Source organism: Mycoavidus sp. SF9855 (genome assembly GCF_024582735.1).
Classification (GTDB): Bacteria; Pseudomonadota; Gammaproteobacteria; order Burkholderiales; family Burkholderiaceae; genus Mycoavidus.
The window spans coordinates 1,924,999-1,948,168 of sequence record NZ_CP102085.1; the positions used below are offsets into that span (position 1 = coordinate 1,924,999).

A 23,170-nucleotide genomic window follows, 5' to 3' on the forward strand; every position below is an offset into this window, starting at 1 on the left:
TTATTCCCGGCTTTGGCCTACCCTTGATTGATTCGACAGCGCTACCATCATAGCTAACTCAAAGAGGCCATGCCACAGGTCCGCAGGTGGCAAAGCCTGCGGCGGCTCACTGGCAAAGAGACGCGTAAGCCCTTTCATTTGACGATCTAGACGCGCCGCAAAAGCTAAGCCCGCGACCAGTGTTTCTTCGCTCAAGCGCGCTAACGCAGGACCTATGAGCTTCTCGCGCGGCCCCCATACGCGCTGCTCACGCAGCAGGGTATTAAACGGCCGACCAGCGGCCACGCCACGCTTAAGCTGCAACAGCACCCGCAATTCCTCAACCAATGCCCATAATACCAGCATAGAAGCTTCGCCTTCGCCGCGCAAACCATCCAGCATGGTGGCGAGCCGCCGCACATCACCTGCGAGCATGGCCTCATTCAGCTTAAAGACATCATAACGAGCCACATTTAATACCGCCTCGCGGATTTGCTCGACGCTAAGCTCGCCTGGAGGGTAGAGCAGCCCAAGTTTTTGAATTTCTTGATGCGCCGCCAGCAAATTACCTTCGACTCGTTCCGCAATCAGCCGCAATGCCTGCCGCCCGGCTTCACCAGGCGGCATCTGCTGGCCCTGGGCGGTCAGACGCTGGCTAATCCAGTTCGGCAGCAACGCTCGCTCAACGCGATCAATGCGGATGGCGACCCCGGCTGCGAGCAAAGCCGTAAACCACGCGGTTTTTTGAGTGGCGGCATCCAGTCTAGGTAAGGTAATCAAGACCACCCTATCTGGATGAGACTCAGCCGCTAGGATTTTTAGAGCTTCGGCGCCCTCCTTGCCTGGCTTACCGCTTGGAATGCGCACTTCAAGCAATTGGCGCTCACCAAACAGCGACATAGCTTGACTGGTGCCGAGCAACGCGCTCCAATCAAAGCCACGCTCCACCGTAAAAATAGAGCGATCCGTATGAGCTGCCGCGCGCGCAACTGCGCGAATGGCATCCAGTGTTTCTTGCATGAGAAGATGCTCATCGCCATATACAATGTAAAGCTTTGCAAGCTCCTTGCGTAAATGGCTAGCGAGCGAATCAGCGCGCAGTTGCATGGGTTTCTTGTTGAGTCAAGCAGGTATAGAGCTATTGTGCAGGCTTAAGGCTATGCACCAAGGCCAGACGACGCATTAATTGATCCGTCGCATCATTTTCCATATCGCGATACAGCAATTCAGATTCAGCTTGTTTGGCCAGTGCATACCGATCATTATAGGTCATCGAACGATTCAGCCGAATCATACTGGTTGGGATTAAGATCGTGCCGTCCGTGCTGGTGAGTGCATAAACCACCGACGTAGCCAGTTCATATTCTTCAACCACCCCTTGGGCGGTCAAGCTTAGGGCACGCTGATTACGCGCGGCAGAGACCGACAAGATCGCATCGGCATCATGCGTGGCCGCGACGATCACCGTATCGCTGCCAGTCTGAATCATCCGCTTCACGCGCACGATCATCGACGGACTGGCCGTGCCAGAGGGCTCGATATAAAGGCGCTTGAAAGCGTAATCCTGCTGACCTTTAAGCTGAAAGCCACACGCCGCTAGCGAGATCAAGATGAGGAGGATGGGCACAGCGGCCACGCGGGTGCTCAACATAAAAAGCCCCTTAAATCACCAGATTGACAAGACGCCCAGGCACCACCACCACTTTCTTTGGCATCTGGCCATTAGCAAAACGCTTAAACACCTCATGAGCGAGCGCTGCTTGCTCAATCTCATCACGGCAGGCCTCTTTGGCAACAGTGAGCGCGCCTCGTACCTTACCGTTGATCTGCAACACCAACTCGATCTCGCTTTCCTCAAGCGCGCCCTGATCAATCTCAGGCCAAGGCGCATCTAATAGCGTGCAGCCAAATGCAGCGTTAAATCCAAGCGCATCCCACAAGGTGCAAGCAATATGCGGTACCACTGGGTACAACACGCGCAGCAAAATGCCATATCCCTCGCGCACCACTAGACCCCACATTTCGGTGGCCTCACCCGCTTGGGCCTCTGTTGCAGCTTCAAGTGCCTTGAGCATTTTCATGGCAGCCGAGACAACCGTATTGTACTGAACGCGCTGATAGTCAAATTCAGCTTGCGTCAAGATGCGATGAATGTCGCGGCGCAATACCTTTTGCGCTTCAGTTAAACGAGCTAAATACGTACTGGAGGCCAACGAAGTGACGTTCAAAGAGGCTGCACGCGCCATCAAGTCAGCCTGTGCATAGCCAAATGTCCAAAGCCGGCGTAAAAAGCGACTCGCGCCCTCGACCCCGGCACTCGACCATTCAAGCTGTTGCTCGGGAGGCGCGGCAAACATGATAAATAAACGTGCCGTATCTGCGCCGTACTGGTCAATCAATAATTGTGGGTCAACGCCATTATGTTTTGATTTGGACATTTTCTCAATGCCCCCCACGACCACCGGTAAGCCATCCGCATTGAGCACGGCGCCACAAGGCCGGCCTTTACTATCACGGCTCAAGGTCACTTCAGTCGGGTTAAACCAGGTGCGTTTGCCAGCAGCATTTTCACGATAAAAAGTTTCGTTGAGCACCATGCCCTGGGTCAGTAAATTTTTTATCGGCTCAGAAAACGTCACCAGGCCGAGATCGCGCATCACTTTGGCCCAAAAACGAGAATACAGCAAATGCAAAATCGCATGCTCAATACCACCGATATATTGGTCCATCGGCATCCAGTACTCGGTGCGCGCATCAACAATCGACGGTTGGCCATTGATTTGCGCAGCCGGACAGGTATAGCGCGAGAAATACCAGGATGAATCGACAAAGGTATCCATCGTGTCGGTTTCACGACGTGCAGGCGCACCGCATTTAGGGCAGCTGCAATTAACAAAAGCCGCCGATTTGGCCAGCGGATTGCCGCTGCCATCTGGCACTAAATCTTCCGGTAAGACAACGGGCAAATCCGCCTCTGGCACGGGGACCTCACCACATGCAGCGCAATGAATCAGTGGAATCGGTGTTCCCCAATAGCGCTGCCGCGAAATACCCCAATCGCGCAAACGCCATACCACACGTTGCTCACCCAGACCGAGTGCGGCTAAGTCAGCAACAATCGCCTTGACTGCCGGCTCATAGGCCAAGCCATTGTATTTTCCGCTATTTACACAGACGCCATTTTCTTTATCTGTATACCAATCGGCCCAGTTGGTATTAGAGTAGGGCTGCTCATTGACCGCAATCACTTGCTTAATCGGCAGACCATATTTAAGCGCAAACGCAAAATCACGCTCATCGTGCGCTGGCACCCCCATCACCGCACCTTCGCCGTAGCTCATTAACACGTAATTACCCAGCCATACTTCGATGTCTTGCCCGGTCAGTGGATGCTGAACGAAAAAGCCTGTGGCGACACCTTTCTTTTCAAGGGTTGCCAGATCGGCTTCGGCACTGCCGCCTAATTTGCAGGTATCAATAAAAGCCTGCAATTCTGGCCGGTTTTGCGCTAAGTGCAGCGCCAGCGGATGTTCGGCAGCTATCGCACAAAAGGTTGCTCCCATCAGAGTATCGGCGCGCGTGGTAAAAACCCGTAACAGCTTTTGTTCCCCATCGAGTTGATAGGGAAAGCTGATATTCACTCCGGTACTTTTACCTAGCCAATTCTGCTGCATCAGCTTAACCCGCTCTGGCCAGCCCAGATCATCGAGTGCGTCTAATAACTCGCCCGCATAGTGCGTAATCCGCATGTAGTACATTGGGATTTCACGCTTTTCAACTAACGCGCCTGAGCGCCAGCCGCGGCCATCGATAACTTGTTCATTCGCCAATACGGTTTGGTCAACCGGATCCCAATTGACGGTGCCGGTTTTTTTGTAGACGATGCCCGCCTCAAGCATCTTCAAAAACAGCCACTGATTCCATTTGTAGTAATCCGGCTCGCAGGTTGCAAATTCGCGCGACCAATCTATAGCCAAGCCCATCGCCTGCATTTGCTTTTTCATGTAGGCAATATTGTCATAGGTCCATTGTGCCGGCGCCACGCCATTTGCCATCGCCGCATTTTCTGCCGGCATGCCGAATGCATCCCAGCCCATCGGCATTAATACATTGAAGCCTTTCATCCGTAGATAGCGGGCCATCACATCATTGATTGTATAGTTGCGCACATGCCCCATATGCAACTTGCCAGAAGGGTAAGGCAGCATCGACACGCAATAAAATTTCTTATCCCGAGGGGCCGCTTCGCTTGCCTGATATACATTGTGTTGAGCCCAATCACGTTGCATCGCCGCTTCAACTTCGGTAGGAATATATTTTTCTTGCATAACAGGTAAGGTATTCAATAAAGTAACCGGAAAATTCTATGAAATAGCGTAACCGCTGCGCGGTAGATAATTATACTGGCTGCGCTCTAATCAACGCAGACCAAGCACATCTTGCATATCAAATAGGCCATTTGGCTTATCCGCCAAAAAATGCGCCGCCCGTAGCGCACCCTGCGCATAGCTCAGGCGGCTAGATGATTTATGAGTAATTTCAATGCGCTCGCCGATGCCCGCAAACAGCACCGTATGATCGCCCACAATATCACCGCCGCGCACGGTTGCAAAACCAATCGTCGCAGGGTCCCGCGCTCCGGTGACCCCTTCGCGGCCATACACCGCCACTTCCGCTAAGTCACGGCCCAATGCATGCGCCACGATTTCTCCCATCTTCAGGGCAGTGCCTGATGGCGCATCGACTTTATGTCGGTGATGCGCCTCAATAATTTCAATATCATAATCGCTGGCTAAAGAACGCGCAGCCAGCTCCAGCAGCTTAAAAGTCACATTCACGCCAACACTCATATTCGGCGCTAGCACAAGCGGCACTCTAGTCGCGGCCGCGGCCAACTCGGCCTGCTGAGTTGGCGTAAACCCGGTCGTGCCAATCACCAACTTTACACCGTACTGACAGGCTAGGTTCAAATTGGCGAGCGTACCTTCTGGACGCGTAAAGTCAATCAAGCATTCAGCCGGCGCTAACACCGCGTCGATATCATTAGAGACGGCCACCCCTGTAGATTGACCTAAGAAAGCCCCGGCATCTTGCCCTACCAGCGCATTATTGCTGCGCTCATACACGCCCACGAGCTGCACGCTGGGCGTAGCCAGGATTGTCTCAATCAGCATGCGGCCCATGCGCCCAGAAGCGCCCGTTAAGGCAATTTTAAGCGCACTCATTAGCTGCCCGCACGCGGTGAGCCAGCAGCTGCGCCTTGTTTGCTACGCGTATTTGCATGCCGATCACCATCGATCTCAGCCAGCAGCTCATATTCAGAGGGTAAATCTTCTCCGCCAGCCCAGCGCAACAAGCGATCACGCTCAAAATAAACCACCAAATGGCGTTGTTGCACCACTTTAGTAGCGCCACGCTTAAAGTAAAAAATATAATCCCACCGCTCTGGGTGGAAAATATCGGTGACAAGTGGCGTACCCAGCACTGCGCGCACCTGCTCTCGCCCCATGCCGGCTTGTAGCTTGGCAATTGCCTCGCGGGAAATAAAATTGCCCTGTACAATCGTAATCTGGTAGGGTGTAATGCGCTGGACGATGCGTTGAGTTGTGCTGTCATAGGTCGAGCAAGCCATCAACAGCGTAGCGCACGCTATTGCTATCGACCACCCCATGATATGAGGCAAAGCAAATCGGCGTTGGCGAGTGGACGTGAAAAGAAACGATTTCATGTTAAAAACTTTGACTAAATAGAGGGTTGGAACTGATGACCGGCTAAAGGCTATAAGAGACTTATCCCTTTATACATCCTGCAAAAAGAAGCTTCTTTTACTGGTCATAAATTACATTGCTTGGCCCAAAAACCTATTATTATTAAAGATACGCATTGTACTCTCTACTCCTGACTGATATCCAATAATGACCAATCATTCCGATCTAAAGAGCATCGGCCTCAAAGCGACCTTGCCACGCCTGAAGATCCTCGAGATCTTTCAAAACAGTGATATCCGGCATTTGAGCGCTGAAGATGTGTATCGCGCACTTCTTAACGAGGAGCTTGATATTGGTCTTGCCACCGTTTATCGAGTACTCACGCAGTTTGAACAAGCCGGGTTGCTGATCCGCAGCAACTTTGAATCAGGTAAATCCGTATTCGAGCTTAATGAAGGCACGCATCATGATCATTTGGTTTGTGTCGACTGTGGTTTAGTCGAGGAATTTTACGACCCTGAAATTGAGCGACGCCAGCAGATGATTGCAAAAAGCCGGGGGTTTGTCCTGCACGAGCATTCGCTTTCCTTATATGGTTCATGCCGTAAGGAAAACTGCCCGCACAAGAAATCTTCATCTGTTTAGACAGAGTTCTTTTTCTGAGACGCTTGCGGCTCGGCCTGGCATGCTGGGTTGTTCGGATGTGTGGTCCAGTTCGCGTAGCCGCCAGCGTCAACGCGCTCCATCGTGATGCATTGATCGACTGGACACACATGCATGCATAAATTGCATCCGACGCAGTTTTCGTCGACCACTTCGAAATAACGCTGACCATCGCGACTCGCTGTAATCGCTTGGTGGGCAGCGTCTTCACATGCAATATGGCACAGTCCACATTGAATGCATCGCGACTGATCGATACGCGCCTTGACGTCGTATTGCAGGTTCAGGTGCTTCCAGTCGGTGACATTAGGCACCGCGCGGCCACACAAATCGTCGAGTGTTGCGAAGCCTTTGTCGTCCATCCAGTTCGACAAACCGTCGATCATGTCGTTGACGATCCGGAAGCCGTAGTGCATCGCCGCCGTGCACACCTGCACGCTGCCAGCGCCGAGTACGATGAACTCAGCCGCGTCGCGCCAGTTCGAGATACCGCCGATGCCGGAGATCGGCAACCCAGACGTCTTTGCATCACGCGCGATTTCAGCCACCATATGCAATGCGATTGGCTTAACCGCCGGTCCGCAGTAACCGCCGTGCGTGCCTTTGCCGTCAACGGTTGGCTCTGGCGCCATCTGGTCCAGGTCAACGGCAATAATCGAGTTGATTGTATTGATCAGCGATACGCCGTCGGCACCCCCTGCGTATGCGGCACGCGCGCCGAGCCGGATGTCGGTAATGTTTGGCGTCAGCTTGACGAGGCACGGCAACCTGCTCGCTTGCTTGACCCAGCGTGTGACCATCTCGACGTATTCGGGCACTTGGCCAACCGCTGCGCCCATGTTGCGTTCGCTCATCCCGTGCGGACAGCCGAAATTGAGTTCGACCGCATCGGCGCCGGTATCCTCAACCTGGGACAAGATCGATTTCCATGCGGACTCGTCACATGGCACCATCAGCGAGACGATCAATGCACGATCCGGCCAGTCGCGCTTGACCTGGGCAATTTCACGCAGGTTCACGTCGAGTGGTCGGTCGGTGATCAACTCGATATTGTTAAGTCCCGCGATGCGCTGGCCGTTGTACATCGTCGCGCCGTATCGCGAGCTTACGTTGACCACATGTGGGTCGAGGCCGAGTGTCTTCCAGACTACGCCGCCCCAGCCAGCCTCGAATGCGCGATTGACATTGTAGGCCTTATCGGTGGGTGGCGCGGACGCGAGCCAAAACGGGTTCGGCGACGTGATACCAGCTATCGTGCAGCGAAGGTCAGGCATGATCGGCTCTCCAGTTTTCTGATGTCAATGTGGAATTGCAATTGGCTATGCGCCGTTGTGCTCTGTTACATGGCTGTGGCCACGGTGCGGGCGAACTGCCGGATGATCGCGTGCGCGGCGAGCTTGCCGTCCTGCACGGCCTGCACGGTTAAATCGAGCGCCTGATGGTTAGTGCAGTCACCGCCTGCCCAAACACCAGGCAGTGACGTGGCGCCATCGGCGTCCACCGCGATCCGTGCACCGTCGAGTGTCAGTAGTTGTGCGTCAAGGCCATCAGATACAAGCGTCTGGCCTATTGCCTTTAGCACAACGTCCGCTTTGATGCAAAATGTCTCGCCGGTCCCTTCGAACCGGCCTTCGGCATCCAGCCGTGTAGTCTCGAACTGCACTGCGCTCGCATGCGCGTCGCCACTGCCGGCATGCGGCATGCCAACGATGCGCAGCGGCCTGGCCCATTCGCGCAGCACCACGCCTTGTTTTCGTGCGAAGTCACGTTCCGCCCATGTTGCGCTCATCTGCGCCACGCCACGCCGGTAGACCATCGTAACCTGCCGCGCGCCAAGTTTGACGCTTTGTACGGCGGCATCGATCGCGGTGTTGCCACCGCCGATTACAACCACGTGGTGTCCGACCGGCAACGTACTGAGGTCATCGCTTTGACGTAGCTGGGCGATGAAATCGACTGCGTTCAGCACACCGGCAAACGTTTCGCCATCGGCTTGCAACGCATTAATGCCACCCAGCCCGATGCCGAGGAACACGGCGTCGAACTGTTCACGCAACTGCGTAAGCGCGACGTCGCGACCGAGCTGGTGCCGGGCACGTAGCTCAATGCCGCCGATCGACAGCAGCCATTGCACTTCACGCTGCGCGAAATCGTCGACAGTTTTATATGCGGCGATGCCGTACTCATTGAGTCCACCCGGCTTGTCATGCGCATCGAAGATCGTTACCCGATGTCCACTCAGTGCGAGCGTATGCGCGCATGCGAGACCGGCTGGCCCGGCACCGACCACGGCGACGTGCCGCCCAGTATCGGCCGCCCGTGCGAAGAGCGGTTTACCCGATACCACTTCATGCGCCATCTGGTGATCGGTTGCATGCCGTTGCAACGCGCCAATCGCAACCGGCATGCGGTCCTGGTGGTTGAGTACACAAGCGCCTTCGCACAGAATCTCGGTCGGACACGCGCGCGCACACATGCCGCCAAGCGGGTTGGCTGATAGGATGTCGCGCGCGGCACCCACCAGGTTGCCGTTGCCAATCTTGCGGATAAAGCCCGGAATGTCGATACTCGTTGGGCATGCGTTTACACACGGCGCGTCGTAGCAGTAGTAGCAGCGGTGCGCCTCGACAACCGCCGCGTGAGCGCTGAGCGGGGGCGCCACATCGACAAAGTTTGCCGCGAGTTGTTCTGCAGGCAGGCAGCCTGCAGCGATATCGCCGTTCTTGTGTAATGTCATCGAAGTGCTCCTTTGGGCAAGAAACATGGCCCTGCCGAACGTAAGCCACTAGCAGGTGTGATGTAAAGCAAATGACGCAATGCAAAACGGCGACGCGCTGGATAGCCCACGCCTCGAGCTTACTAGCGGCCGCAATATTTGCGATGCCACCGCGCAGTTCAGCGTCTATTTGTGCAAGCATATCATCGCGCGGATTTTTTTGCTCGGCTTCTAGGTTCCGGCTCGGCATGACGCCCAAACCCTTTTGAGCAACGTCTGTAAAAAATCCTTTAAAGGCCTGCCTTCGTTTAGCTCCCCGACCACTTCATCTAAGCCATCTAAGATAAACAGCGTTTTGTCCCGATGCACGTAAAAGACCTTTGATAACGCCTGGGCTTGGCTACTTTCCAAGAGCAAGCTGGTGACGCAACCAAAGTCTTAACGTGCTTTAAATCCCGTTTTCTGAGACGACCCCTTATTGAGGCTACTTGAGCTTTAAACGGGTTTACTTCGCCTGTGCAAACGCCACTGCTGTATCTAGCATGCGATTTGAAAAGCCCCATTCATTGTCATACCAACTCGAGACTTTAACCAGCCGGCCTGATACTTTAGTCAGGGTTGCATCAAAAATTGACGACGCTGGATGGTGATTGAAATCTGTCGAAACAAGCGGCAGTGTGTTGTAGGCCAGGATGCCTTTGAGCGGACCATCAGCGGCTTCTTTTAGAATTGCGTTGACCTCATCCACTGTGGTGTCGCGCGCTGCCACAAAAGATAAATCCACAATCGATACATTGATCGTCGGCACACGGATGGCAAAGCCATCAAGCTTGCCGTTCAGCTCAGGCAGGACTAAGCCAACCGCTGAGGCAGCGCCGGTTTTAGCTGGGATCATGCTCTGCGTGGCCGAACGCGCGCGCCGCAGGTCTTCATGATAAACATCGGTCAGAACCTGGTCATTAGTATAAGAATGGATGGTTGTCATCAAACCGTTGACCACCCCAATCTTGTCATGTAATGGCTTAACCAAAGGGGCCAGACAATTGGTCGTGCACGATGCATTTGAAATCACGGTGTGCTCTTTTTTTAGCGTCTGATGGTTCACGCCATACACAATCGTGGCATCCATATCTTTGCCGCCAGGCGCTGAAATAATGACTTTCTTCGCGCCCCCTTGCAAATGGGCGCTGGCCTTTTCTTTGCTGGTAAAAAACCCGGTGCATTCCAGCACCACATCGACCCCAAGCTCGCCCCATGGCAAAGCCGCTGGGTTACGATTAGCCAAGACTCGAATCCGGTCGCCATTGACGATTAGGTTTTCGCCATCGACTTCTACCGTACCTGGAAATTGACGATGGGTTGTATCGTATTGCGTCAAATGAGCATTGGTCTTGGCATCGCCTAGATCATTAATCGCCACAATCTCGAGATCGTGCTTTTTACCTGCTTCATAAAATGCGCGTAGCGTATTGCGGCCAATACGGCCATAGCCATTAATTGCGACGCGAACCGTCATTTTTTCTCTCCTGATTACCTAAGTGAATAATGAACACGTACGCCATCGCCTACTCTATGAATTAACCGACTCGCAAGCGATCTGTTCAGTAAGCGCTGGCATACGCACAAACCATTGTGTCAGTCGCCGCTAGCTCAACAAAGCGCGCGCCTTTTTGACAATATTTTCTACAGTAAAACCGAAATGCTCAAAGAGCGCCGCCGCCGGGGCTGACTCGCCAAACGTATCAAGGCCAATCACGTCACCTTCCAGGCCAACGTATTTGCGCCAGTAATCGCTCACGCCCGCCTCAATCGCCATCCGCATCACCCCTTTGGGCAATACAGATTCACGCCAATCTGCCGTTTGCCGGTCAAACACGGTGGTTGCAGGCATGGATACAATACGCGCCGCAATGCCGACGCGCGCAAGTGGCTCAATTGCCGCTAACGCCAGCTCGACTTCTGAACCGGTAGCCAGCAGAATCAACTTGTGTGCAACGATCTCTTCATTCCAATCACGCAGCACATAGCCACCTTTAGCGATGTTCTCAATCTGCGCATCACTACGCGCAATAAAGGGTAAATTCTGGCGGCTAAACACCAGACAACTGGGTCCCTGTCTCTCAACCGCATGTACCCATGCTACCGCGGTCTCAACGGTATCAGCGGCACGCCATACATCCAGCTGCGGAATCAAGCGCAGGCTGGCGAGGTGCTCGACTGGCTGATGCGTCGGGCCATCTTCACCTAAACCGATTGAGTCATGCGTAAACACGAAGATCGAACGCGCCTTCATTAAGGCAGCGACACGAAGCGCATTGCGACTGTAATCGGAAAACGTCAAGAAGGTGCCGCCAAACGGCCGATAACCACCATGCAATGCAATGCCATTCAACACTGCGCTCATACCGAATTCACGCACGCCATAATTGATATGATGGCCGAATTGCAAGCCATGTTCAGTCGCACGCACGGGTTTTGCAGCTTTCCAGTTGGTCAAATTTGACCCGGTCAAATCTGCTGAGCCGCCGAGCAATTCGGGCAGGATCGCAGCCAGGCCGTCAATGGTCTGTTGCGAAGCTTTACGGGTAGCAATGGTTTCAGCTTTTGCATAAGTACCGGCGATGAAGGCGCGGGTTGCCTCAGGCCAGTTAGCCGGCAGTTCGCCGTTGATGCGGCGCATAAATTCAAGAGCTTGCTGCGGGTACTTCGCGCGATAAGCGTCAAAGCGCTCGCGCCAGTCAGCTTCCGCTTCAGCGCCACGGTCACGCGCGCCCCAAGCGGCGTAAACTTCAGCAGGTATGGCAAAAGGCTCAAACGGCCAGTCAAGCGCTATCCGGGTAGCCGCGATCTCAGCTGCGCCTAACGGAGCGCCGTGGACATCATGCCCCCCCGCTTTAGTGGGAGCGCCCTTGCCGATCACTGTGCGGCAACAAATCAAAGTTGGCTTACCGGCTTTTTTCGCGGCAGCAATGGCGGTATCTACCGCCTCGACATCGTGTCCATCGACTTGACGAATAACGTGCCAGCCATAAGCTTCAAAGCGCTGTGGCGTATTATCCGCAAACCAGTGTTCAACGTTACCGTCAATTGAGATCCCATTGTCGTCATACAATACGATCAATTTGGCGAGCCTCAAGGTGCCAGCTAATGAACAGACTTCATGCGAAATGCCTTCCATCAGGCAACCATCGCCAACGAAAGCATAGGTGTAATGGTCGACGATTTTGATCTCGTCATGATTGAATTCTTGTGCCAGCAGCGCCTCAGCAAGCGCCATCCCAACTGCGTTGGCGAGCCCTTGTCCAAGTGGGCCGGTGGTGGTCTCTACCCCTGACGTAATACCGACTTCTGGATGTCCAGGGGTCTTGCTATGCAATTGCCTAAAGCGTTTTAACTCTTCGATTGGCAGACTATCATAGCCGGTCAAATGGAGCAGCGCATACAGCAACATTGAACCATGTCCATTTGACAGCACAAAGCGGTCACGGTCAGGCCAATGGGGATTCGTTGGATTATGTTTCAAATGACGATGCCAAAGCGCAACGGCAATTTCGGCCATGCCCATCGGCATGCCAGGGTGACCAGAATTCGCTTGCTGCACTGCATCTATAGCTAACACACGGATCGCATTCGCCATCCGTGTGGCCTGAGAAGTTGACGACATTATTTTTTTAGATTTAAAACAACACTTAGATAGGCATCAGACAGAAAATGAAGAGCCACAACCGCAACTGGTCGATGCGTTCGGATTTTTGATCACAAACTGCGCACCACTCAGATCATCTTTATAATCAATTTCAGCCCCTACCAAATATTGATAGCTCATCGCATCAATCAGTAGCTGAACACCGTTTTTATCCATGACGGTATCGTCTTCACCGATTTCTTCGTCAAAAGTAAAACCGTATTGAAAGCCCGAGCAACCGCCACCTTGCACAAAAACGCGCAGCTTGAGTGCTGTATTGCCTTCTTCATCAATTAATTGCTTCACCTTATTCGCCGCGCTATCGGTAAAAATTAGTGGCGCTGGAGGGTTGTCTGCTGCAGAAACTTCAATTGCCGCGCTCATCATTTTCTCCAAATAAAACAGGGTTCCGACATTATAAAGCCGCGAGGCGGCTCAAGTCGATCGCAATGCTGCTGATATTACACTACGCATATAGTGTAGCTGGCTTCTGGAAGAATAGGTAAAGTCCCCTATTTGAAAAAAGCCGCATAAGCGGCTTTTTTCGAGCAATATCCACCAGCACTTGCGTGCCAACAAATATATTAACGCTTCGAGAATTGCTTACGACGGCGGGCTTTATGAAAGCCGACCTTCTTACGCTCAACTTCGCGGGCATCTCGGGTCACAAAGCCGGCTTTCGACAAAGCAGGCTTTAACGTCAGATCATAATCGATTAACGCACGAGTAATGCCATGACGCACCGCACCCGCTTGACCGGTCTCGCCACCGCCGCTCACGTTGACTTTAACATCAAACGTTTGGCCATGTTGGGTCAGCTCAAGTGGCTGGCGCACAATCATTAGCGATGTTTCACGCGAGAAATAATCAGCGATTGGCTTGTCATTCACAATGATAGCGCCGCTACCCTGCTTAATAAAGACGCGCGCAACCGCACTTTTGCGGCGGCCGGTGCCATAGTTCCAGTTTCCAATCATAACGGTCTCTTTAGATTTCTAGGGCTTGCGGCTGCTGTGCCGTATGCGGGTGGGAATCGTTTGCATAGATCTTAAGTTTCTTGATCATTGCATACCCTAGCGGGCCTTTAGGCAACATCCCTTTAACGGCCTTTTCTAGCGCGCGCCCTGGGAAACGCTCTTGCATCTTGCTGAAAGTTGTTTCATAAATACCACCCGGGTAACCCGAGTGACGGAAATACTTTTTGTCAGTGGCTTTATTGCCAGTGACTTTCAACTGACCTGCGTTGACGACCACGATAAAATCGCCGGTATCGACGTGTGGAGTAAACTCGGGTTTGTGCTTACCGCGCAAACGGCGCGCCACTTCACTGGCGACACGACCGAGAATCTTATCCTTCACGTCAACCACATACCATTTATGCGTAACCTCAGCAGGTTTAGCAGAAAATGTTTTCATGATTGATCCAAAATAAACCACCCCTTGTTTTTCCTGCTTATATTTTTAGCGCAGGCTCTCCCTATCATTTTTCCGCGGAGGCGTAAACGGAAAACCCTAGATTATAAAGGATTTTTGCATTTAAAAGAATTTCCCGAAAGGGGGAGTGGTGGAGGCAACGATCGCGGGTTATTTTCTGGTGCATGAAAACATTACAACATGGAAGTAGAAACCTTCGCCCTATCCATCATACTTTTAAATAGTTTTCTCGTCCCTCTAGCCAGCGTTTTAAATGTTGCATCACAATATCTGGGTGCTTACGCAGTAAATAATCAGCGGCACGCTGAGCGGGTTCAATCAGCCAGAGATCTTCCTGCAGATCGGCAAAACGCAGCATCGCCGTACCAGATTGACGCGCGCCCAGAAACTCACCCGGCCCCCGGATTTCAAGATCACGCCGCGCAATTTCAAAGCCATCATTCGTTTCGCGCAATGTATTCAAACGCGCTCGCGCGGTATAGGACAATGGCCCAGCATATAACAAAACGCAGGCGGAAGCTGCGCTTCCGCGTCCGGTGCGGCCGCGCAATTGGTGTAACTGAGACAAGCCAAAACGCTCAGCATGCTCAATTACCATCAGCGATGCATTCGGTATATCAACGCCCACTTCAATGACCGTGGTGGCCACTAACAACTGAATTTCATTCCGGGTGAAGGCGGCCATCACCTCAGCTTTGTCTGCTGGCTTAAGCCGGCCATGGATTAAGCCAATCTTTAATTCAGGCAGCGCCGCAGATAACATCGCAAAAGTATCCTCTGCCGTTTGCAATTGCAAGGTTTCGCTTTCTTCGATCAATGGGCAAACCCAATATACCTGCCGGCCAGCCAGCGCTGCTTGCCGTACGCGCGCAATCACTTCTTCGCGCCGCGCTTGTGAAACCAACTTCGTCACAACCGGCTGGCGGCCAGGCGGAAGCTCATCTAGCGTAGACACCTCAAGATCTGCGTAATAGCTCATGGCCAGCGTACGCGGGATGGGCGTGGCGCTCATCATTAATTGATGGGGCTGCCAGTTTAAACCAGCCACCTCATGGTGCGCCTTGCTCCGCAATGCCAGCCGCTGCTCAACGCCAAAACGATGCTGCTCATCGATAATCACCAGCCCAAGCCGGGCAAATTCAACTTTATCTTGAATGATCGCGTGCGTGCCCACAATCAACTGCGCGTCGCCTGTCGCTGCCGCCGCCAATGCGGTGCGTTTTTCTTTGGCTTTTAGGCTTGCGGTCAACCATACGAGATGTATGCCGAGCGGCTCAAACCAACCACGCAGCTTGCGCACATGTTGCTCAGCCAGCAGTTCTGTGGGGACCATCAGCGCAACTTGATAGCCGGCGTCAATTGCTTGCGCTGCCGCAAGTGCTGCAAGCACCGTTTTGCCGCTGCCGACATCGCCTTGCAAGAGCCTCTGCATTGGATGGGGCACCACTAAATCCGCGCTAATTTCTTTTTGCACACGCTGCTGAGCGCACGTTAGCGCAAACGGCAGCGCAGATAATAAGCGCGCCACCAATGTTTGCTCTGCGGCCAAAAGACTAGTAACTAACGCCGGCGCTGAACGCGTGCGCCGTTGCATGTGCGCTCGCTTTAATGACAATTGTTGCGCTAAGAGTTCTTCAAATTTGATGCGGATCCAAGCCGGATGCGTACGCTCAAGCAATGCGCTGGCATCAACCTCAGCCGGCGGATGGTGTAGCGTGCGCACCGCGGCCGCCAGCGGTGGCAATTGCAGCGGCGCGATAATCTCGGCATGCAACTCATGCGGAAACAATTCTGGCAATGGGGTCTCAGCCAGCGCATGATTAATCGCCCGGCGTAGATACGCTTGACTCAAACCCGCGCAGGTTGGATAGATAGGCGTCAGCACTTGCGGTAATGCTTCATCTTGGGTAACGATCCGATACGCTGGATGCACCATTTCCATCCCCAAAAATCCATCCCGCACCTCACCACGGGCACGCAGTCGCACGCCCACAGCAAGCTGCTTGACTTGCGAACCGTAAAAATTCAAAAAGCGCAGCAGCAGCGGATCGCCATTTTCATCCGTTAACGTAATGCACAGTTGGCGGCGCCCTCGATACGTAATTTCATGGTGAGTAATCAGGCCCTCAACCTGAGCACTTGCGCCAGGAGGCAGATCGCGGATTGCCGTGAGCGTCGTTTCGTCGTCATAGCGCAACGGCAAATGCAAGACCAGATCAAGCGCGCACCTCAGCCCAAGCTTAATCAGCTTGTCCGCTTGAGGTCCAGAAGAGGACTTGGGGAGACTCGCGGGCGTTGCGGCAGGCGCCGCATCCGCCAGCGGTTCGTTTAACAAGGTTTTAGATGCCGGCATCGCCGCCTTTTCTGTAGAACTTTAACCAGATACAAGTACAATATTGGGCTTCATGCCCTATCCTACCCTGGCCTTTATGTGGCTTAGGCCCCTTCATGTATACACTTTCTGACTTCGATTTTAAACTGCCCGCTGAATTAATTGCCCAAACGGCCCTCGCTAACCGTAGCGCAAGCCGTTTGCTTGAAGTCGATAATTCACGCACACCAGCGCAATGTATTGACCGACACTTTACCGAATTACCTGCTTGTATTGCAGCAGGCGATCTGCTTGTATTTAATGACACTAAAGTGCTTAAAGCCCGTTTTTTCGGGCACAAGGCAAGTGGTGGTAAGGTCGAAGTACTCATTGAGCGTATTATTGGCACGCATACGGCGCTGGCGCAAGTGCGTGCCAGTAAGCGCCCAGCAGTAGGCAGCACAATACGCCTGGCCGATGCATTTGACGTGACCATAGGCGAGCCGATTGAAGCTCACGCTGATGAGTCTAACCCGCCATCGCAGTTGGATGCTTACGCGCCTTTTTATACGCTGCACTTTCCTGCCGACTGTCTGAGCCTCATCGAACGCTATGGGCGGTTACCGCTGCCACCTTATATTACGCATGACGCCGATGCAACAGATGCAGTCCGTTACCAGACCGTTTATGCCACCAACCCAGGCGCGGTGGCGGCGCCCACTGCCGGCTTGCATTTTGATGAAGCACTGCTGGCCCAGCTTGACGCGCGCGGCGTACAGCGCGCAACCCTTACGCTGCACGTTGGCGCTGGCACGTTTCAGCCTGTGCGCACGGAAAATCTTGCACAACACCGCATGCATAGCGAGTGGTATCACATACCGCAGTCGCTGGTCGATGTCATTGCACACACTCGCGCCGCCGGACGGCGGGTGATTGCAGTGGGCACCACCTCACTACGTGCACTTGAAGCCGCGGCTCATGCCAGCGACCCGCAAGAAGCCCGCCCCCATCTGCTCCGCGCCGGTAGCGGCGAAACAGATATCTTTATCACGCCGGGCTATCGCTTTCGCTTAGTCGATCAACTGGTGACGAATTTTCATTTACCTAAATCGACTTTACTCATGCTAGTGAGTGCCTTTGCCGGCATTGACACCGTGCGCCTGGCCTACCAGCATGCCATCAGCCAACAATATCGTTTCTTCAGCTATGGTGATGCCATGTTTTTAACTCGACTACCATGCTAAATTTTAACTTACTGAGTACAGACGGCCATGCGCGCCGCGGCCGCCTACAATTAAATCACGGCACGATTGAGACGCCCATTTTTATGCCGGTGGGCACCTATGGCGCAGTCAAGTCCATCTCACCACATGAGCTTGACGACATCGAAGCACAAATTATTCTTGGCAACACTTTTCATTTATGGCTACGACCAGGGTTGGAGGCAATCGCCGCCCATGGTGGTTTGCACCGCTTTATCGGCTGGCAAAAACCGATTCTTACCGACTCCGGCGGCTTTCAGGTGTTTAGTCTGGGCGCCTTACGCAAAATTACCGAAGAGGGGGTCACCTTTGCCTCGCCGATTAACGGCGATCGCCTTTTTTTATCGCCTGAAGTATCGATGCAAGTACAGCACAAGCTGAATTCAGACATCGCGATGCAATTCGATGAATGTACGCCATACGCAACTGCCGGCGTGCTCACGACTCAAGCGGAAGCCGCCGACTCAATGCGCTTGTCGTTGCGTTGGGCGCGCCGTTCAATCAACGAATTTAAGCAACTCAACAACCCCAATGCATTATTTGGGATTGTCCAAGGCGGCATGCATGAAGCTTTGCGCGACGAATCGCTCGCAGGGCTAACTGAACTGGATTTTGATGGCTATGCGATTGGTGGGCTCTCCGTAGGTGAGCCCAAAGAGGAAATGAAGCGCATCCTGAATCATGTCGGCCCGCGCTTACCCGCCGATAAACCGCATTACTTGATGGGGGTGGGGACACCGGAAGATTTAGTCGCGGGCGTCGCCGCAGGAATTGATATGTTCGATTGTGTGATGCCAACCCGCAACGCGCGTAATGGCTGGCTCTTCACTCGCTTTGGCGACTTAAAAATCAAGAATGCCGCGCATCGCCAAGATCCACGTCCGCTCGACGAAAGCTGTGCTTGCTATACCTGTAGCCATTTTTCGCGCGCCTATTTACATCATTTACATCGCGTTGGCGAAATCCTGGGGGCACGGCTCAACACGCTCCATAATTTGCATTATTACCTTGAGTTAATGCATGAAATGCGCGCCGCCATTGGCTCACGCACATTTAGCGCGTTTGTGCAAAAATTTCACGCAGCGCGCGCGCGTGGCGTGTTATAAAGCGTTTGCTTAAGACTTCCGCCATCTAATGATGGTAGAATGCCCAACCATTTTGACCACCCATTTATGGAGATTTAGCATGTTTATTACCCATGCTTTCGCTCAAGGCGCAAGCGCCGGCGCTACCGGCATCGAATCTAGTCTGATGAACTTTTTGCCTCTCATCGCGATGTTTGCTGTCTTGTATTTCATCATGATCCGCCCGCAAATGAAGCGGCAGAAAGAGCATCGTAATTTGCTAGCAGCCATGGCAAAAGGCGATGAAGTCGTCACCAACGGCGGTATTCTCGGCAAAGTTTCCAAAGTTAACGACGCTTACGTTGACATTGAGATTGCTGACGGTGTTGAAATTACAGTACAAAAAAATGCAGTGACGGCGACCTTGCCTAAAGGTACGATCAAGTCGCTATAAAAGCATTCGCTTCAAAAGGCTGCCACAAACTCCACCTGCTTATGCCGGTGTTTTGTGACAGCCTTGCAATCAAATGCAGCGCTAAGCAGATGGCTGCGTATTGTGTTTTTCCTTATTCTCACCGCGCCCCTCAATGAACCGCTACCCTCTGTGGAAATATATCGTGATGTTGATGGCACTCGCCATCGGCCTGCTATATACACTGCCTAATTTCTTTGGTGAAACGCCTGCAGTGCAGATCTCAAGCGGCAGGGCAACCGTGAAGATCGATCATAGCGTGTTAAAAAAAGTAGAAGACGCGCTCGCTTTAAATCAAATTGCAGCGATTAACACGACGTTCGATAACAGCGCCAATAACGCTAGCGTACGCATACGGTTGGCGGATACAGATACTCAACTGCGCGCCAAGGATCTACTTGCCAAAGCCCTTAATCACGATCCCGCTAATCCGGCTTATATTGTTGCTCTAAATTTGCAAAGCGCTTCGCCTAAATGGCTGACAGCGCTACACGCGCTACCCATGTATCTGGGCCTAGATTTGCGTGGCGGCGTGCATTTCTTGTTACAAGTTGACATGGCCGGCGCACTCGCCAAAAAACTCGATACCAGCACAAGCGATATCCGTACCCTGCTGCGTGAGCGCACTATTCGTAGTGGCGGCATCAGCCGCGTTGAGCAAACCATCCGCATCAATTTTGCCACTGCGGCGCCTGCCGAAGCTACGCGCACCTTGCTCTCAGACAAGTTCAGTGAATTGCAATGGAACGTGCAAACAGCGGCAGACGGCTATCAGGTGATTGGCGTTTTTTCTCCGAGCGCTTTGCGTACCGTTCAAGAAAATGCTCTGAAGCAGAATATCGCAACGCTGCATAATCGTGTCAATGAGCTCGGTGTGGCTGAGCCCGTGATCCAACAACAAGGGGTGGATCGCATCATTGTCGAGCTCCCGGGCGTACAAGACACGGCTAAAGCTAAAGACATCATAGGCCGCACGGCAACCCTCGAAGCTCGCTTAGTCGAGGTCAACGCGCCGCGTTTCCCCAATCCACGTGATCCAGTGCCGGCGGGTGCTGAACTCTTCACCGAGGGCAACAGCGCTCCTGTGCTCCTCAAAAAACAGATTATCTTTACTGGCGATCGCATCACCGATGCGGCGGCAGGCTTTGATGAACACCAGCAAGCTGCGGTTAAAATCCGCCTAGATGCAGCCGGCGGCCGCGTGTTGCGCAGCGTCTCACGCGACAACATCGGCAAGCCAATGGCGATTGTGTTATTTGAAAAAGGCCAAGGCGAAGTCCTGACAGTCGCCACGATTCAATCCGAGCTTGGTGAAAATTTTCAGATCACCGGCTCCGCCTCCACTGCCGCGGCCAATGATCTCGCCTTGCTGTTGCGCGCAGGCTCACTGGCCGCGCCGATGGAAATCATTGAAGAGCGCACCATCGGCCCTAGTCTGGGCGCGGATAATATCAAGAAAGGTTTTGATTCCGTACTCTATGGCTTTGCCGCTATCGCCCTCTTTATGTTGGCGTATTACATGCTGTTCGGCTTGGTTTCAGTCCTGGCCCTCTCGCTTAACCTGCTGCTCTTAATCGCCGTGCTATCGATGCTGCAAGCCACGCTGACTCTGCCAGGCATTGCCGCGATTGCCCTCACCCTTGGTATGGCCATCGATGCGAACGTATTAATCAACGAGCGTATCCGCGAAGAACTGCGTCATGGCGCGTCACCGCAAACGGCCATTTCTTCTGGCTTTGAGCATGCCTGGTCGACCATTCTCGATTCAAACGTGACCACCTTAATTGCTGGTCTTGCCTTGCTAGCCTTCGGCTCCGGGCCAGTACGAGGCTTTGCCGTGGTGCATTGCATCGGTATTTTGACGTCAATGTTCTCGGCCGTATTCTTTGCCCGCGGTTTAGTCAACCTCTGGTACGGTGGCCGGCGCAAGCTGAAGTCACTGTCAATTGGCCAGATCTGGCGTCCGGCAACGCCCGCCACCCTCTTCCCGTCTACCGACAATCAGAGTGACGGCAAAAAGGTCAACGCATCGTCGGCTAACCACACTACGTCACGCTGATTCGGAGAGCAAGATGGAATTTTTTCGCATCCACAAAGACATCCCATTTATGCAGCGGGCGTTGATCTTCAACGCAATCTCATTGCTGACGTTCATCGCTGCGGTGTTCTTTTTACTCAGTCGCGGGCTACATTTGTCGGTTGAATTTACCGGCGGGACGGTGCTTGAAGTCAATTACCCTCAGCAGGTTCAGCTCGAGCCGGTGCGCGCCACGCTTGGCAAGCTCGGCTATAACGATGCGCAAGTGCAAACTTTTGGCACCTCACGCGACGTATTGATCCGCCTGCCCTTGAAAGCCGGGATGTCATCTGCGCAGCAAAGCGAGTACGTCATCAACGCGCTCAGTGCACACACACCGCAAGTTCGCCTACAACGGGTTGAGTTTGTCGGCCCACAAGTCGGCAAAGAACTTGCTGTCCATGGGCTACTCGCTTTAATCTGCGTGGTACTCGGGATTATTGTGTATCTCTCATTTCGCTTCGAGTGGAAATACGCAATCGCAGGGGTGCTTGCCAATTTGCATGATGTAATTATTATTCTCGGCTTCTTTGCATTTTTTCAGTGGGAGTTTTCGCTCTCAGTCCTAGCCGCGGTGCTTGCTGTGCTAGGCTATTCGGTTAATGAATCTGTAGTGGTCTTTGACCGGATCCGTGAAACCTTTCGTAAAACGCGTAAACTCACCGTCATTGAGGTGATTAACCACGCCATCACCAGCACCATCTCGCGCACGATTATTACGCATGGCAGCACCCAGATGATGGTATTAGCGATGCTGTTATTTGGTGGGCCTACGCTGCACTTTTTCTCATTAGCGCTCACCATCGGGATTTTGTTCGGGATTTATTCATCGGTCTTTGTCGCCGCCGCGATTGCCATGTGGCTTGGCGTGAAACGCGAAGATCTGATTAAACCGGCTAAGCCTAAATATGATCGGAATGATCCGAATGCTGGGGCGCAGGTTTAAGGTTTGTTAGATTCTTATCTATAGAGCCTCCAAAAAGATATCTGAACATTGAAGCTCAGATCGATTTTATGTGGAAAAATTTAGGGCCATGTTGAAGCGGCAAAGATTTATCAACAGACGATGAACTCGTGAAATGCCTATTACAGACTAAGCTCGCTATGTGAGTCGCTAATGAAATTGCTATGAAATGAGCGCGCAGGGCCATTTTTTAGCATTGAAAAGGCGGTATAAAGCAGTCCTACACGTTCAGCATAGGCGTGACTTTGTACAGAGTTCTTAATGTTAGGATCGGTTTTTAGGAGGTTGCTGTTCGTATTGCTTTTTAGCGTACAACGCAGCAGAAACAGCAAGAGATAGCATAACTGCCATCGTGGCATATACAATAATCATTTGCCTTCTCCTTTTAAGCTGAACCACTTCAAACTACCAATGTAAACCATTATAAGCCCATATTGTGCCACTACTGGTACCAGCGCTTGTGCAATCACATGCGCTAGCCCTGAGGTCTTACGCATAATAGCGGCTAGCTCGCCATAGATAGGGTTCGCCTGATTAGCGCTATAGACAAGTTGATTGCCACGCTGCTGACGCAACAAAATACCTGCGCTTGCCAATTTGTTCAGCTCTTTGTGAAGCGTACCCGCCACAGTACCCGTAAGGCGTGCGATTTCCCGAACATGATAAGACTGCTCGGGGTGCAGCAAAAGCAAGCCTAAAACATGGCGACGATATTCACCAAAAAGAGTTTGAGATATAAGTTGAAGCATAATTAGCTTCAAATGCAGCCTAATTGACTACGATACGCAATACTGAGAATCCATTGAGTTGTTGTCCATCGGAAAAATCAGATCTC

At 52.8% G+C, this 23,170-nt stretch carries 19 protein-coding genes and 2 pseudogenes; 7 read left to right on the top strand and 14 right to left on the bottom strand.

All coding sequences use genetic code 11. The annotated features are described in order from the left end of the window. The 5 genes and pseudogenes from holA to NQD60_RS07735 form a co-directional block, all read right to left on the bottom strand. Positions 1-1,086 carry a DNA polymerase III subunit delta gene (gene holA / locus NQD60_RS07715; RefSeq protein ID WP_257100338.1) on the bottom strand — a complete coding sequence of 362 codons (1,086 nt, stop codon included), beginning with the start codon at positions 1,084-1,086 and terminating at the stop codon, positions 1-3. A 31-nt stretch (positions 1,087-1,117) separates the two neighbouring features. Then, positions 1,118-1,630: an LPS assembly lipoprotein LptE gene (lptE, locus tag NQD60_RS07720; protein WP_257100339.1), complete on the bottom strand. Its 513-nt coding sequence runs from the start codon at positions 1,628-1,630 to the stop codon at positions 1,118-1,120. A gap of 10 nt (positions 1,631-1,640) precedes the next feature. Then, positions 1,641-4,307, bottom strand: a complete 2,667-nt coding sequence (gene leuS, locus NQD60_RS07725) for a leucine--tRNA ligase (RefSeq protein WP_257100340.1) — start codon at positions 4,305-4,307, stop codon at positions 1,641-1,643. 90 nt (positions 4,308-4,397) lie between these two features. Beyond that, the gene (gene dapB / locus NQD60_RS07730; protein ID WP_257100341.1) at positions 4,398-5,204 is read right to left on the bottom strand and encodes a 4-hydroxy-tetrahydrodipicolinate reductase; all 807 of its coding nucleotides are present in this window, start codon (positions 5,202-5,204) and stop codon (positions 4,398-4,400) included. A 2-nt stretch (positions 5,205-5,206) separates the two neighbouring features. Then, positions 5,207-5,650 (bottom strand): annotated as a pseudogene (locus NQD60_RS07735) (outer membrane protein assembly factor BamE); the annotation flags it as partial. 244 nt (positions 5,651-5,894) lie between these two features. On the opposite strand from NQD60_RS07735, the gene fur reads away from it, so the two are divergent. Continuing rightward, the gene (gene fur, locus NQD60_RS07740; protein WP_257100342.1) at positions 5,895-6,332 is read left to right on the top strand and encodes a ferric iron uptake transcriptional regulator; all 438 of its coding nucleotides are present in this window, start codon (positions 5,895-5,897) and stop codon (positions 6,330-6,332) included. Here the strand turns inward: fur and preA are convergent. Next, a complete protein-coding gene (preA, locus tag NQD60_RS07745) occupies positions 6,329-7,624 on the bottom strand; it encodes an NAD-dependent dihydropyrimidine dehydrogenase subunit PreA (protein ID WP_257100343.1) in 1,296 nt (431 codons plus the stop codon). The two genes, fur and preA, sit on opposite strands and share 4 nt — an antisense overlap. A 65-nt stretch (positions 7,625-7,689) precedes the next feature. Beyond that, entirely contained in the window at positions 7,690-9,087 is a 1,398-nt protein-coding gene (locus NQD60_RS07750; RefSeq protein WP_257100344.1) for an NAD(P)-dependent oxidoreductase, read from the bottom strand. A gap of 79 nt (positions 9,088-9,166) precedes the next feature. On the opposite strand from NQD60_RS07750, the gene NQD60_RS07755 reads away from it, so the two are divergent. After that, the gene (locus tag NQD60_RS07755; protein WP_257100345.1) at positions 9,167-9,301 is read left to right on the top strand and encodes a hypothetical protein; all 135 of its coding nucleotides are present in this window, start codon (positions 9,167-9,169) and stop codon (positions 9,299-9,301) included. A gap of 270 nt (positions 9,302-9,571) precedes the next feature. Here NQD60_RS07755 and gap read toward each other — a convergent pair whose 3' ends face one another. From gap to recG, 6 genes are all read right to left on the bottom strand, one after another. Then, on the bottom strand, positions 9,572-10,582 hold the full coding sequence (gene gap / locus NQD60_RS07760; protein ID WP_257100346.1) for a type I glyceraldehyde-3-phosphate dehydrogenase: 1,011 nt from the start codon (positions 10,580-10,582) through the stop codon (positions 9,572-9,574). 129 nt (positions 10,583-10,711) lie between these two features. Then, entirely contained in the window at positions 10,712-12,730 is a 2,019-nt protein-coding gene (gene tkt / locus NQD60_RS07765; RefSeq protein WP_257100347.1) for a transketolase, read from the bottom strand. Positions 12,731-12,766: 36 nt separating this feature from the next. Then, complete coding sequence (gene erpA, locus NQD60_RS07770) at positions 12,767-13,135, bottom strand: iron-sulfur cluster insertion protein ErpA (RefSeq protein ID WP_257101298.1); 369 nt, start codon at positions 13,133-13,135, stop codon at positions 12,767-12,769. Between the two features lie 200 nt (positions 13,136-13,335). Next, complete coding sequence (gene rpsI, locus NQD60_RS07775; RefSeq protein ID WP_257100348.1) at positions 13,336-13,728, bottom strand: 30S ribosomal protein S9; 393 nt, start codon at positions 13,726-13,728, stop codon at positions 13,336-13,338. 10 nt (positions 13,729-13,738) lie between these two features. After that, entirely contained in the window at positions 13,739-14,167 is a 429-nt protein-coding gene (gene rplM, locus NQD60_RS07780; protein ID WP_223692227.1) for a 50S ribosomal protein L13, read from the bottom strand. Between the two features lie 226 nt (positions 14,168-14,393). Then, a complete protein-coding gene (recG, locus tag NQD60_RS07785; RefSeq protein WP_257100349.1) occupies positions 14,394-16,538 on the bottom strand; it encodes an ATP-dependent DNA helicase RecG in 2,145 nt (714 codons plus the stop codon). Between the two features lie 95 nt (positions 16,539-16,633). Between recG and queA the strand changes: the two genes are divergently transcribed. The 5 genes and pseudogenes from queA to secF all read left to right on the top strand — a co-directional run bounded on the left by queA (position 16,634) and on the right by secF (position 22,317). Then, positions 16,634-17,740, top strand: coding sequence for a tRNA preQ1(34) S-adenosylmethionine ribosyltransferase-isomerase QueA (gene queA, locus NQD60_RS07790; RefSeq protein WP_257100350.1), 1,107 nt, complete (start codon positions 16,634-16,636; stop codon positions 17,738-17,740). Next, entirely contained in the window at positions 17,734-18,864 is a 1,131-nt protein-coding gene (tgt, locus tag NQD60_RS07795; RefSeq protein ID WP_257100351.1) for a tRNA guanosine(34) transglycosylase Tgt, read from the top strand. Before queA ends, tgt begins: the two co-directional genes overlap by 7 nt. Before the next feature lie 79 nt (positions 18,865-18,943). Continuing rightward, positions 18,944-19,276, top strand: coding sequence for a preprotein translocase subunit YajC (gene yajC / locus NQD60_RS07800; protein WP_257100352.1), 333 nt, complete (start codon positions 18,944-18,946; stop codon positions 19,274-19,276). A gap of 133 nt (positions 19,277-19,409) precedes the next feature. Further along, positions 19,410-21,260 (top strand): annotated as a pseudogene (secD, locus tag NQD60_RS07805) (protein translocase subunit SecD); the annotation flags it as partial. 106 nt (positions 21,261-21,366) lie between these two features. After that, complete coding sequence (gene secF / locus NQD60_RS07810) at positions 21,367-22,317, top strand: protein translocase subunit SecF (RefSeq protein ID WP_257100353.1); 951 nt, start codon at positions 21,367-21,369, stop codon at positions 22,315-22,317. A 386-nt stretch (positions 22,318-22,703) separates the two neighbouring features. On the opposite strand, the gene NQD60_RS07815 is transcribed toward secF, so the two are convergent. Further along, the gene (locus tag NQD60_RS07815) at positions 22,704-23,084 is read right to left on the bottom strand and encodes a winged helix-turn-helix domain-containing protein (protein ID WP_257100354.1); all 381 of its coding nucleotides are present in this window, start codon (positions 23,082-23,084) and stop codon (positions 22,704-22,706) included. Between the last annotated feature and the right edge of the window lie 86 nt (positions 23,085-23,170).